Genomic DNA, 13,008 nt, shown 5'->3' with positions numbered 1-13,008 from the left:
CCCCCCAGGAAGTCAAAAGTCAAAGGATGTTAACAACCAGCACACAGGCATCAACAGTGAATTGACCGTGAACAGGGGGTAGTTGGCGGGGTCTGTCGGTACCGTCCCGGTCCGGAACGCGGAAGGGCCCGTACGACAGGTCGTCGTACGGGCCCTTCGTCACCTCACTCGGTGTCAGCCGTTGCGCTTCCAGCGCGGCTTGTCGTCGCGGCGGCCGAAGGAGCCGGTGGAGCCGGAGGACGAGCCGCGGTGGTCGTCACGACGGCCGAGCGGGCGGTCGTGGCCGCTGTGGCCACCGCTGCGGAAGCCCGGGCGGTCGTCGCGGCGGTCGCGGTTGAACGGGCGGTCGCTGCCACGGTGGCCGGACGGACGGTCGTCGCGGCGGAAGCCGCCGGACGGACGCTCGTCACGACGGTCGAAGGAACGGCCGCCACGGTCGTCACGGTCCCGGTCGAACGGCTGGCGCTCGTCCCGGCGGAAACCGCCGCGGTCGTCACGACGCTCGTCCCGGCGGTCGTCGCGGCGGAAGCCACCGGACGGACGCTCGTCACGACGGTCGAAGGAACGGGCACCGCGGTCGTCACGGCGGTCGTCCCGGCGGAAGCCACCGGACGGACGGTCGTCGCGGCGGAAACCGCCACGGTCGCCGCCGTCCCGGCGGTCGTCGCGGCGGAAGCCACCCGACGGACGCTCGTCACGACGGTCGAAGGAACGGGCACCGCGGTCGTCACGGCGGTCGTCGCGACGGAAGCCGCCCGACGGACGCTCGTCACGACGGTCCCGGCGCTCGTAGTTGCCCCGCTCGTCACGCTGCTGACGCGGACGCTCGTACGAGGAGGACTCCTGACGGGCCGGCGCCTCGGCGGCCGGCTGCTCCGCCACCACGGCCTCGGCCTCGGCCACGGCGGCGGCCTCGGCCACCGCCGCCTCCGGGTCCTCGCCGCGCTCGCGGGCGACCCGGGCGACCAGGCGGTCGGCCTCCTCGCGCAGCTCGGCGGCCCGGCGCTGGGCCCGCTCCAGCTCCTTGGTGAGCTGGGTGACCTCGCGCTCGGCCTGCTGCGCCGCGTTGCCCGCGGACTCGGCCTGCACCTCGGTCATGGAACGGGCGCCGGTGATGTCGGCGACCTCCGGCTCGAAGGCCGTGCCGGAGTTGATGATGTGACGGCCGGCGTCGACGCCCGCGTCCTCCATCAGCCGGAAGATCTGCCGGCGCTGGTGCGGGAGGGAGAGCGAGACGACCGTGCCGGTACGGCCCGCGCGAGCGGTACGGCCGGCGCGGTGCAGGTAGTCCTTGTGGTCGCCGGCGGGGTCGACGTTCAGCACCAGGTCGATGCCGTCGACGTGGATACCGCGGGCGGCGACGTCCGTCGCGACCAGGACGTTGACGTACCCGTCCTTGAAGTCGGCGAGGGTGCGGGTCCGGGCGCCCTGGGTCATGCCGCCGTGCAGCGCGTCGGCCTTCACGCCGGAGTCGCGCAGCTGCTCGGCGACACGGTCGGCGCCCAGCTGGGTGCGGACGAAGATGATCGTGCGGCCCTTGCGGGAGGCGATCGCGGCGGTGACCGGTGCCTTGTCCTTGGGCTTCACGATGAGGATGTGGTGGGACATCGTCGTGACCGCGCCCTGGGCCGCGTCCACCTCGTGGGAGACGGGGTTGTTCAGGTAGCGCTCGACGAGGGTCTGGATCTCGTTCTCCATGGTGGCGGAGAAGAGCATGCGCTGGCCGCCGGCCGGGACCTGGTCGAGCAGCTCGGTGACCTCGGGCAGGAAGCCCAGGTCGGACATCTGGTCGGCCTCGTCGAGGACGGTGATCTGCACGTCCTCGAGGGAGCAGGCGCCGCGGTTGATGATGTCGCGCAGGCGGCCCGGGGTGGCGACGAGGATGTCGACGCCGCGCTCCAGGGCGTAGATCTGGTTGCCCATGGACGTACCGCCGCAGACGACCTTCATCTTCAGGCCGAGGACGTCGCCGTAGGGCTGGAGCGCGTCGGCGACCTGCATCGCCAGCTCGCGGGTCGGGGTGAGGATGACGGCACGCGGCCGCTTCTTCTCGGTGCGGCCGCCGGCCAGGGTGGCCAGGGCGGGCAGACCGAAGGAGAGGGTCTTGCCGGAGCCGGTGCGGCCGCGGCCGAGGATGTCCTTGCCGAGCAGGGCGTCCGGGATGGTCGCGGCCTGGATCGGGAAGGGGGTCGTCACGCCGTTCTGCGCGAGCTTGCGCACGACGCCCTCGGGGAGACCGAGGTCGGCGAAGGTGGTCTGGGGGGTGGTGTCGGTGGTGTCAGCGGTCTCCTCGGAGACCTGGGTCACCAGTTCGTCGTCCTGGATGTTCTCGGGCACGACGATCTGATCATTACTGGACACGGACATGCGAATGCGAAACCTTCCGGAGTCTCTTCGGCACGCGCCCGTCAACTCCGTGATTCGCTCACGACCGCCTCAATGCGGTCCGCCACGGCAAGGGAGAGTACGCGCCACACGGCGCGCTCTGCAGTGGCGCCGGGCAAATGGGATCAAACGATCTACCACCATACGCACCCAACACCCCCGAAGGCAAACCGAGCTACAACCTCGCAGCTCACAGCGGGTTCACCACAACCCCAGAGACGCTCACGCCAACCCGTCGACACACAGCTCACCGGACCGGACGCGCAGCCTTACAGACTCCCCAACACTCGCCCCACCCATCTTCTTCCACCACCCGAGAGAGCCTTCTCTCACCACCCGCGATTCACCCGACGCCCGCGAGTTCTTCCCGCCGCGACGGCACTCAGCCCCCTCGGCGCATCCCGGCGGCGCCGAGACGACCGCAACCCCCTGCCGCCACCCAAGACCGCCCTCTGCCGCCACCCGGGATTCATCCGACGCCCGCGAGTTCTTCCCGCCGCGACGGCGCTCAGCCCCCTCGGCGTATCCCGGCGGCGCCAAGACGACCGCAACCCCCTACGCCGGCGTCCCCGCCTCCGGTGCCGGCTCGCGTTGGACCAGCTGGGTCCCCGTGTCCTCGTGCGCCGACGAGGACGGCTCGGCCGACGGAGGATCCGTCGCCGGGGGCGGCGGGGTGGGTGAAGCCGGCGGCGGGGTGGGCGAGGCCGCCGGCGGCGCGGGCGTCGTCGGAGCCCCCGTCGGCCCGGCCGGCACCCCCGGCGCCACGGTCTTCCCCGGCTTCGTCGGCACCGCGGAGGCCGCGCTGGCCCCCTTCGTCGGTTTCGCGGACGCCGACGCGGACTCTCCCGGCTTCGCCTTCTCCCCGTGCCCGCGCCTCCCGTCGGCCACCGCACCGCCGTACCCCGCACCGCCGTCGCCGGACACCCCGGAGCTTCCCTCGGCCACGTCACCGCCCCGGTGCCCCGCGGAGTGCGACGGCTTGGCCTTCCCCGCGTCGTCGCCCACGTTCACACAGCCGGCGGCGGCCGCGACCGCCATCACCGTGACGGCCAGACGGACGGGTACGTACAAAGGGCGCACGGCGGCCACCTCCGGGGGCGGAGAAAGAAGTCAACCTGCCCAACTCCCGCCGCCCACAAGAGGACACGCCCCCGGACCGGAGGTACCGGCGATCCGTACGACAAACGCCGGACCTCCGCCCCCAACCGTCGCGGGGGCGCGGGCGGGTGGTTCACCATGGGGTGTGCGATTCGACTCCGTTCCCATGCCGGCGAGCATCGAGGCCAGACCTCGCGACAGCCGCGGCTACCCCGTGCCCGCCATCACGCCGTGGGAGGACGACGCCCCCCAGTTCGCACTCACCGACTACGGGCGCAGCGCGGAGTGCGCCCGCAACAGACTGTGTTCCGTCTGCAACACCCTGATACCGAAGGGCCCGGTGTGGCGGGTGGTCGGCGCCGCGGAGAGTTCCGCGATCCGCGACGCGCTGACCGCCGGGCGGCCGTACCGCAACCTGGCGCCGACCCTGGAGGCTCCCGGGCACCGCGCGTGCATGCTCTACGCCTCGATGGTCTGCCCGTATCTGGCCCGCCCCAACGCCCGGCGGGGCACGAGCGCGGAAACCCCGGACGACATGACCGCGCATGTCGTCCGGGGTGCTGTGCGAGGGCAGCTGGGTGCCGTGGTGGGGTTCGCCGACTACGAGTTCGCCGTCACCAAGTCCCAGGTCCTGTTCCGTTTCCTCGACGTGGTCGAGTTCCTGCCGCACGACACGGCCGACCAGCACCTGGCGGCGCTACGGGCCGAACTCGCCCGCTCCGACGGCCGGTCGGGCGGCGGTCAGCCGCGATAGGCGGGCAGCCCCTTGTGCGCGGAGACCTTGACCGGCGTGCCGAACCCGTGGGCGGTCTTGGTGACGGTGTAGGTACCGGCCGGGGTCCGGAAGGCGATGGTCTTGCCGTTGGGCGACCAGGTGGGCTCGGTGTAGTCGGTGGTGGCGTGCGGGGTGATGTCCTTGACGGCGTTGGTGCCGGCGGTCAGGTCGTCGACGAAGAGGTGGTCGTGGCCGCCGACCGAGCGGACGAAGACGACCTCCTCCGCGTCGGGGGAGAGCGCGGGCTCGGACCCCTTGGCCAGCGCACCGCCCTGCTGACGCAGGTAGTCGTCGCGGATGTAGACCTCACCGGTGTGGGTGTTGTCGTAGACGGCCGTGCCGTAGGCCCCGCCGGCGTTCGGCCAGGCGTTGTTCGTCTGCGGGAGCGCGCCCGCCTCCGGGTCGTCGCTGTACAGGCTGATCTTGGCCGGCTTGCCGTGGTTGCTGGTGGCCTTGACGCGCTCCAGCACGGTGCTGCCGTGGATCTTGGCGGCGAAGATGATGTTGTTCTTCGCGGGGATGCCGTTCGTCCTGTCGGCCGCGGCGACCTGCCAGGTCGGGTGGGACCAGGTCTGGTTGCCCGGGTTGGCGGCGACGGTGACCCGGTGGCTGCCGTCGGGGTCGGAGACGACGAGGTTGCCGTGGCCGTCGACGAACGCGGCCTTGCTGCCGCTCGGGTTCCAGGCCAGGTCGCGCACGACGGTACCGAAGTCGATCGACCTGCCGCCGACGAGAACGTGCCGCGTGCCGTCGCTGATGGTCAGCCCCCGGGGCACGCTCACCGCCTTGGTGGCGGAAGCGGCCGTCGCGGTGGCGGACACGCCGGCCACGGCCAGCAGCGCGGCGACACCGGTGGCGACACCGGCTGCGGTGCGACGACGGTAACGTGCGGACATCGGGTTCCCCCCAGGATGAATGACACTGCGACAAGTGGTCATCGCGGGAGTTGCCTGCCCTCCGGAGCTGATCCGGTCACCTCGGCCCGTGCCGCCCCTTCGCGATGACAGAAGTCTTCCCGCGGGGAATGACAGAGCTGTGCGTGCGCTGTCACAGGCGTGCAATAGGGGTGGAACGGGGTCGGACGGGAACGACGGGAGCTCGCGGCCGGGGCCGGATGCCTCCGCTCCACGCGTTCGTCCCCGACAATGGCCCTGTGCTGGAGATGACACGCGACGGGTTCGAAGAACTGGTGAGCGAGGCCCTGGACCGGATCCCGCCGGAGCTGACGCGGGTCATGGACAACGTGGCCGTGTTCGTGGAGGACGAGCCGCCCGCCGACGACCCGGATCTACTGGGCCTGTACGAGGGGACGCCGCTCACCGAGCGCGGGGAGTGGTACGCCGGGGTCCTCCCCGACCGGATCACGATCTACATGGGACCGACCCTGCGTCACTGCGAGACGCCGGAGGAAGTGGTCCACGAAGTCGCCGTGACCGTCGTCCACGAGGTGGCGCACCATTTCGGCATCGGGGACACCCGGCTCCACGAACTGGGCTGGGGCTGAGCCGGCCCCCGGCCCCCGGCCCCCGAACCCCTCACACATCGCGAACCGCCGCATATGAGCCCGCAATCCTGGGCATACGGCACCAATGGCCCGCGTCCGCACCCGAACCCGAGCCCACTCCCAAGCCCGAACCCATGCCCGGGTCCGGCCCCGGACCCGACCCCGCCTGCCCGTCCTGGAGCTCGCCCCCGAGGCGCACCGGCCGCCCGCCTGGAGCCGCGCCCTCGGTCTCGCCGCCGTCGTGCTCGTCGGCGCCTGGCTCGGCCTGCTGATCGTCGGGAACGTCCGCGCCCAGGTGGGCCCGATGGACACGACGATGACGCTGCGCCCGTCCCTCACCGGCGGCACGAAGATCAACGTCTCCCCGCTGGGCGCCCTCTACCTGGACACCCACACCGGCCCAGTCCGCCTCGACGTCAACGTCGACCAGCTCGACCCGGTCCGCTCCCAGGCGCTGGTCGACCACCCCGAGCGCCTCTCCGGACTCCAGGACGAGGTCGCCCACGACGTCGAGCACGGCACCCTCGACCTGGCCGTACGCTCCTGCGTGGCCGTCGTCACCGGCGCCACCGCCCTGGGCCTGGCGGTCTACCGACGCCCGCGCCGCGCCCTGGCCGCCGGCGGCCTCGCCCTCGCCCTGCTCGCCTCCTCCGGCGCGACCGCGTACGCCACCTGGAATCCCGAGTCGGTCCTGGAACCGAGGTTCTCAGGCCTGCTCTCCTCCGCCCCGGCGCTGGTCGGCAACGCGCGCAGCATCGTCACCGAATTCGATGTCTACCAGAAGGAACTGGCCCGTCTGGTGACGAACGTGACGAAGCTGTACGACGTCACGTCCACGCTCCCCGCCTACTCCCCGGACCCGGCCACCCTGCGCGTCCTGCACGTCTCCGACATCCACCTGAACCCGGCGAGCTGGAAGATCATCGCCTCGCTGGTGGAGCAGTACAAGGTGAACGTGATCGTCGACTCCGGCGACACCATGGACCACGGCACGGCGGCCGAGAACGGCTTCCTGGACCCCATCGCCGACCTGGGCGTGCCGTACGTCTGGGTCCGGGGCAACCACGACTCCCTCACCACCCAGCGCTACCTCTCCCGCATGAAGAACGTGCACGTCCTGGACGACGGCCGCGCCGAGACGATCGCCGGGCTGCGCTTCGCCGGGATCGGCGACCCCCAGTTCACCCCCGACCGCTCGACCGCCCCCGGCGGCGACGCGGCCGAGGAGCTGGCCGGGGACCGCCTGGCCACGGCTCTGCGGGAGCAGCGGGCGGCCGACACCCCGGTGGATGTCGCGATCGTCCACGAGCCGACGGCGGCCCGGATGACGGACGGCGAGGTGCCCCTGGTCCTGGCCGGCCATCTCCACCACGAGCAGACGGAGATCCTCTCGCACGGCACCCGGCTGCGCGTGGAGGGTTCCACAGGCGGCAGCGGGCTCCGGGCGGTCGAGGGCAAGTACCCGGACCCGATCGAGGCCTCGATCCTCTACTTCGACCGGGACAGCCGCCGGCTCCAGGCCTGGGACGAGATCAGACTGGGCGGTCTGGGCGAGACGACGGCCGAGGTCAGCCGCCACCTCCCGGCGGACGTATTCGATCAGCGGCTCCGCCGCGGGCAACCAGGCGCCACCGCCTCCCCCGCAGACAGCCCATCACCCTCAGGGGGCACACCCGGAACCCCGTCGCCCTCGGGGTCGTAAACCGTTTTGGCGATACTCCCCGCGATCCCATATGCTTCTCACGTCCCCGACGCGCTGACGAAGCGCCCAGGCGGGCCGATAGCCCTCATCGTCTAGCGGCCTAGGACGCCGCCCTTTCAAGGCGGTAGCACGGGTTCGAATCCCGTTGGGGGCACGCAAGATCGTGTGCGACACTGTTGCACACACAGCTTGGTCCTGTGGAGCAGTTTGGAGTGCTCGCCACCCTGTCAAGGTGGAGGCCGCGGGTTCAAATCCCGTCAGGACCGCTGAGGTTTCACGTGAAACCTCGTGGCTGGGTAGCTCAGTTGGTACGAGCGATCGCCTGAAAAGCGATAGGTCGCCGGTTCGACCCCGGCCCCAGCCACAACAGACAGCCCCTCCGGGATTCCGGAGGGGCTGTTCTCATACCTCGCCCCTCATACCTCACCCACCCCGCCGTGCTTCTTCCATTCCCGGCACATCAGCTCCAGCTTTTCGTAGAAATCGGGATCCCCGGCGATCGTCCCCGAGGAGAAGGGGATGGGCAGCAGGAACGACGTGCCGTCGGTCCGGGTGACTCCGATCTGGGTGATGCTCCCGTTGCGCCCACGCCCCGAGAGCGCGTGGATACTCTCGATGTCTCTCCAGGCCACGCGTCGGCGCCCGGTCATCCCGCGGGTGCGCAAGCCCTCCGCGTCGATGCGTGTCCAGCCCGTCGGCATCCCCGCCAGTGGCACGAACAGCACGGTCGGTATCAGCCCCAACACGAGCCACAGTCCCACGGCAGAACCGGTCTGGCCGTCGGCCAGGTACCTGGCGGCACGCACGCTCACCGCCCCGGCCCAGACCGCCATCCCCAACGCGAACGCCCACATCGCCAAGCGCTGCCTGCGCGTATACCGAAAGACCGTCTCGTTCATCCGTGCAGTCTGACAGTGGCCGGCCAAGCGGCTCCGTTTTGGGCAAGAACACGTGTACGCAGACCTGCTGGGCGACTACGACGTCTTCCCGGCCGGCTGACCGGAGGGGAAACAACAGGCGGGCGGTCCGCGGACACTCCCGTATCTCCTTGGCCGTGCGGCCCGCCGACGCTAGGTTCTGGCGGGTCGACACGTCACCAGGGTGGGGAAGATGAACCGGGATCAGGACATACAGCTGGAGAAGGACCGTGCGCGATACGGCCTCCTCGCCGTCGTCGTCAGCAACCTCGCGATCGCCTCGGTCGCGGTCTTCGGCGTCTGGCGGCTCAACGGCAACGAGTCCGTGATCATCGGCGTCCTCACCGCCGCCTTCACAGCGGTGAGCAGCATGACCACGGCGTACCTGGGGATCAAGGCCGTGTCCAACACGGCGAAGTCCATGGCAGCAGCCTCCGCCGCACCCCCCGCCCAAACCCCCACCACTCCCACCCAGCGAACCCCGTAGGGACACGGCCGGGAAGCGCCCCTGAAGGGGCGCGGGGAACTGCGCGGCCAGCCCCCCACGCACCCGCACCCGAAGTACTGCGTCCGCCCCCAGCCCCCGGCCGAACCGCCGGAGGCAAAAGCGTTCGCCATGAATTTCCCCAAGGTGAGATCCTGGACCGCGTATGTCTACGCACCCTGCCCCCGCCCTCGGCCCCCTCGCCCCTCGCCTGACCGAGCTCTCACTGCGCGACGCGCACCGGCTCGGGCGCAGGCTGGAAGGTGCGCGCAAGATCCGTAAACCGGAGGCCCGGGCCGCCGTCCTCGCCGAGATCGAGGCCGAGGTGGCCAGGGCCGAGGAACGGATGGCCGGCCGGCGCGCCGTCGTGCCCGCCGTGTCGTACCCCGAGCAGCTGCCCGTCAGTCAGAAGAAGGACGCGATCGCGGAGGCGATACGCGATCACCAGGTCGTGATCGTGGCCGGTGAGACCGGCTCCGGGAAGACCACCCAGATCCCCAAGATCTGTCTGGAGCTCGGGCGGGGTGTGCGCGGCATGATCGGGCACACCCAGCCCCGCCGGATCGCCGCCCGTACCGTCGCCGAGCGGGTGGCGGAGGAGCTGCGGACGCCGCTCGGGGAGTCCGTCGGCTGGAAGGTCCGCTTCACCGACCAGGTGAACCCCGACGCCACCTTCATCAAGCTGATGACGGACGGCATCCTGCTCGCCGAGATCCAGACCGACCGCGAGCTGCGCGCCTACGACACGATCATCATCGACGAGGCCCACGAGCGGTCCCTCAACATCGACTTCCTGCTCGGATATCTGGCCCAGCTGCTGCCCCGGCGACCCGATCTCAAGGTCGTCATCACCTCGGCCACCATCGACCCCGAGCGGTTCTCCCGGCACTTCGGCGACGCCCCGATCGTGGAGGTGAGCGGCCGGACGTACCCCGTGGAGGTGCGCTACCGGCCGCTTCTCGAAGAGGACGCCGAAGACGCCGACCGGGACCAGATCACCGCCATCTGCGACGCGGTCGAGGAGCTCCAGGCCGAGGGGCAGGGGGACATCCTCGTCTTCCTCTCGGGCGAGCGGGAGATCCGGGACACGGCAGACGCGCTGGAGAAGCGGAAGTACCGCTTCACGGAGGTCCTGCCCCTCTATGCCCGGCTCTCGCACGCCGAGCAGCACCGGGTCTTCCAGCAGCACACCGGCCGCAGGATCGTTCTGGCGACCAACGTCGCCGAGACGTCGCTGACCGTTCCCGGCATCAAGTACGTCATCGACCCCGGCTTCGCGCGTATCTCCCGCTACAGCCACCGCACCAAGGTGCAGCGGCTGCCCATCGAGGCGATCTCGCAGGCCAGCGCCAACCAGCGCAAGGGCCGCTGCGGCCGTACGTCCGACGGCATCTGCATCCGGCTGTACGACGAGGACGACTTCGTCTCCCGCCCGGAGTTCACGGACCCCGAGATCCTCCGGACCAACCTCGCCTCCGTCATTCTCCAGATGACCGCGGCCGGCCTCGGCGACATCGAGAGGTTCCCCTTCATCGACCCGCCGGACCACCGCAACATCCGGGACGGCGTGCAGCTGCTCCAGGAGCTGGGCGCGATCGACCCGGCCGAGAAGGACCCGCGCAAGCGGCTCACCGACACCGGCCGCAAGCTCGCCCAGCTGCCCGTCGACCCGCGTCTGGCCCGCATGGTCCTGGAGGCCGACAAGAACGGCTGTGTCCGCGAGGTCATGGTCATCGCCGCCGCGCTCTCCATCCAGGACCCGCGCGAACGCCCGGCCGAGAAGCAGACCCAGGCCGACCAGCAGCACGCCCGCTTCCGCGACGAGACCAGCGACTTCCTCGCCTTCCTCAACCTGTGGAAGTACGTCAGGGAGCAGCAGAAGGAGCGCGGCTCCAGTTCCTTCCGGCGGATGTGCAAGCAGGAGTTCCTGAACTTCCTGCGCATCCGTGAGTGGCAGGACATCTACATGCAGCTGCGCACGGTCGCCAAGCAGATGGGCATCCACCTCAGCGAGGACGACGCCCCCGGCGACCGCGTGCACGTCTCGCTCCTCGCCGGCCTGCTGTCCCACATCGGCATGAAGGACGTGAAGGACGGCGCGAAGAACGAGTACCTGGGCGCACGGAGCGCCAAGTTCGCGCTCTTCCCGGGCTCCGCGCTGTTCAAAAAGACTCCCCGGTTCGTTATGTCGGCGGAGCTGGTGGAGACCTCGCGGCTCTGGGCCCGGGTCAACGCGAAGATCGAGCCGGAGTGGGTCGAGCCGCTCGCCGAGCACCTCCTCAAGCGGACGTACAGCGAACCGCACTGGGAGAAGGACCAGGCGGCCGTCATGGCCTTCGAGAAGGTCACGCTGTACGGCGTGCCGATCGTCGCCGACCGGAAGGTGAACTACGGCCGGATCGATCCGGAGACCAGCCGCGAGCTTTTCATTCGCAACGCACTGGTCGAGGGCGACTGGCGGACCCACCACAAGTTCTTCGCCGACAACCGCAGGCTCCTCAGCGAGGTCGAGGAGCTGGAGCACCGGGCGCGGCGCCGGGACATCGTCGTCGACGACGACACGCTCTTCGACTTCTACGACCAGCGGGTGCCCGAACACGTCGTCTCCGGCGCCCACTTCGACTCCTGGTGGAAGCACAAGCGGCACGAGCAGCCGGAGTTCCTCGACTTCGAGCGGGAGATGCTGATCCGGGAGTCGGCGGAGGCGGTCACCAAGGCCGACTACCCGGACTCCTGGCGGCAGGGGCAGCTGAAGTTCCGTGTCACCTACCAGTTCGAGCCGGGCGCGGACGCCGACGGCGTGACCGTCCACATCCCGCTCCAGGTCCTCAACCAGGTCAAGGACGAGGGCTTCGACTGGCAGATCCCGGGCCTGCGGGAAGAGGTGGTCACGGAGCTGATCCGTACCCTCCCGAAGCCCATCCGCCGCAACTACGTGCCGGCGCCGAACTTCGCGAAGCGCTTCCTGGACACCGCGGTCCCCCTTCAGGAACCCCTCCCGGTGACCATGGCGCGTGAGCTCAAGCGCATGGTCGGCGTGCCCTTCGAGGCCGAGGACTTCGACTGGGCGAGGGTCCCCGACCACCTGAAGATCACCTTCCGGATCGTCGACGAACGGCGCCGGAAGCTGGCCGAGGACAAGGACCTGGAGGCGCTGAAGCTCCGGCTGAAGCCGAAGGCGCGCCAGGCCCTCTCCCAGGCCGCCGCGGCCACCGCGGAGCGCCAGGGCGGCGAGTCCCTGGAACGCAAGGGCCTCACGGACTGGACGATCGGCACCCTCACCCGCGTCTTCGAGACGCGCCGGGCGGGCCAGCCGGTGAAGGCCTACCCGGCCCTGGTCGACGACGGCGACACCGTCTCGGTCCGCCTCTTCGACACCGAGGAGGAGCAGACCGAGGCGATGTGGAAGGGCACGCGGCGGCTCATCCTCCGCAACATCCCGGTGAACCCGGCGAAGTTCGCGTCGGAGAAGCTGACGAACGCCCAGAAGCTCGCGCTGTCGGCGAACCCGCACGGCACGATCCAGGCCCTGTTCGACGACTGCGCGATGGCGGCGGCGGACAAGCTGATCGCCGACTTCGGGGGGCCGGTCTGGGACGAGGAGTCGTACCGGAAGCTGTACGACAAGGTGCGTGCCGAGATCGTCGACACGACGGTCCGGACGGTCGGGCAGGTGCAGCAGGTGCTTGCCGCCTGGCAGGCCTGTGAGCGCCGTCTGAAGGGCGTACGGAGCCCCGCGCTGCTGGCGAACCTGACCGACGTCCGCAAGCAGTTGGACGCGCTCGTGAAGCCGGGCTTCGTGACGTGGGCCGGTATACGCCGGCTGCCCGACCTCATGCGCTACCTGGTCGCCGCCGACCGCCGCCTCCAGCAGATGCCGACGAACGTCCAGCGGGACACCACCCGCATGGAGAAGGTCCACGAGATGCAGGACGAGTACGCCTGGCTCCTGGAGCAGCTCCCGAAGGGCCGGCCGGTGCCGCAGCAGGTCCTGGACATCCGCTGGATGCTGGAGGAGCTGCGGGTCAGCTACTTCGCGCATGCGCTGGGGACCGCGTACCCGATCTCCGACAAGCGGATCGTGAAGGCGATCGACACAGCGGCTCCGTAACCGACCGGGCACGCCAAGTGAGTTCGACCAGG

At 70.2% G+C, this 13,008-nt stretch carries 9 protein-coding genes and 3 tRNA genes; 8 read left to right on the top strand and 4 right to left on the bottom strand.

What is annotated here, in order from left to right:
• Positions 1 to 174: 174 nt before the first annotated feature.
• Together KVT45_RS10040 and KVT45_RS10035 are read right to left on the bottom strand one after the other, a co-directional pair.
• Positions 175 to 2,367 (bottom strand): DEAD/DEAH box helicase, encoded by a 2,193-nt coding sequence (locus KVT45_RS10040; protein ID WP_217546131.1) that lies wholly within the window; start codon positions 2,365 to 2,367, stop codon positions 175 to 177.
• A 573-nt stretch (positions 2,368 to 2,940) separates the two neighbouring features.
• The gene (locus tag KVT45_RS10035) at positions 2,941 to 3,465 is read right to left on the bottom strand and encodes a hypothetical protein (protein ID WP_217546130.1); all 525 of its coding nucleotides are present in this window, start codon (positions 3,463 to 3,465) and stop codon (positions 2,941 to 2,943) included.
• Positions 3,466 to 3,649: 184 nt separating this feature from the next.
• Here KVT45_RS10035 and KVT45_RS10030 point away from each other — a divergent pair, with 184 nt between their 5' ends.
• A complete protein-coding gene (locus KVT45_RS10030) occupies positions 3,650 to 4,237 on the top strand; it encodes a hypothetical protein (protein ID WP_217546129.1) in 588 nt (195 codons plus the stop codon).
• Here KVT45_RS10030 and KVT45_RS10025 read toward each other — a convergent pair.
• Complete coding sequence (locus KVT45_RS10025) at positions 4,225 to 5,154, bottom strand: hypothetical protein (RefSeq protein WP_217546128.1); 930 nt, start codon at positions 5,152 to 5,154, stop codon at positions 4,225 to 4,227. The two genes, KVT45_RS10030 and KVT45_RS10025, sit on opposite strands and share 13 nt — an antisense overlap.
• Positions 5,155 to 5,411: 257 nt before the next feature.
• Between KVT45_RS10025 and KVT45_RS10020 the strand changes: the two genes are divergently transcribed.
• The 5 genes from KVT45_RS10020 (at position 5,412) to KVT45_RS10000 (ending at position 7,828) form a co-directional block, all read left to right on the top strand.
• On the top strand, positions 5,412 to 5,762 hold the full coding sequence (locus KVT45_RS10020; RefSeq protein WP_217546127.1) for a metallopeptidase family protein: 351 nt from the start codon (positions 5,412 to 5,414) through the stop codon (positions 5,760 to 5,762).
• Positions 5,763 to 5,847: 85 nt separating this feature from the next.
• The gene (locus KVT45_RS10015) at positions 5,848 to 7,464 is read left to right on the top strand and encodes a metallophosphoesterase (RefSeq protein ID WP_217546126.1); all 1,617 of its coding nucleotides are present in this window, start codon (positions 5,848 to 5,850) and stop codon (positions 7,462 to 7,464) included.
• An 81-nt stretch (positions 7,465 to 7,545) separates the two neighbouring features.
• Positions 7,546 to 7,618 (top strand) — tRNA-Glu (locus tag KVT45_RS10010).
• Positions 7,619 to 7,655: 37 nt separating this feature from the next.
• A tRNA-Asp gene (locus tag KVT45_RS10005) sits at positions 7,656 to 7,730 on the top strand.
• A gap of 24 nt (positions 7,731 to 7,754) precedes the next feature.
• Positions 7,755 to 7,828, top strand: a tRNA-Phe gene (locus tag KVT45_RS10000).
• 52 nt (positions 7,829 to 7,880) lie between these two features.
• Here the strand turns inward: KVT45_RS10000 and KVT45_RS09995 are convergent.
• A complete protein-coding gene (locus KVT45_RS09995) occupies positions 7,881 to 8,363 on the bottom strand; it encodes a PH domain-containing protein (RefSeq protein ID WP_217546125.1) in 483 nt (160 codons plus the stop codon).
• Between the two features lie 211 nt (positions 8,364 to 8,574).
• On the opposite strand from KVT45_RS09995, the gene KVT45_RS09990 reads away from it, so the two are divergent.
• Together KVT45_RS09990 and hrpA are read left to right on the top strand one after the other, a co-directional pair.
• A complete protein-coding gene (locus KVT45_RS09990; RefSeq protein WP_217546124.1) occupies positions 8,575 to 8,868 on the top strand; it encodes a hypothetical protein in 294 nt (97 codons plus the stop codon).
• A 163-nt stretch (positions 8,869 to 9,031) separates the two neighbouring features.
• Positions 9,032 to 12,976 carry an ATP-dependent RNA helicase HrpA gene (gene hrpA, locus KVT45_RS09985; RefSeq protein ID WP_217546123.1) on the top strand — a complete coding sequence of 1,315 codons (3,945 nt, stop codon included), beginning with the start codon at positions 9,032 to 9,034 and terminating at the stop codon, positions 12,974 to 12,976.
• Positions 12,977 to 13,008: the final 32 nt, after the last annotated feature.

Source organism: Streptomyces sp. GbtcB6, assembly GCF_019091475.1.
In the GTDB taxonomy this organism is placed as follows: domain Bacteria; phylum Actinomycetota; class Actinomycetes; order Streptomycetales; family Streptomycetaceae; genus Streptomyces; species Streptomyces hyaluromycini.
The sequence above is the reverse complement of the archived record's forward strand: the minus strand, read 5'-3'. Positions and strand labels throughout refer to the sequence as shown.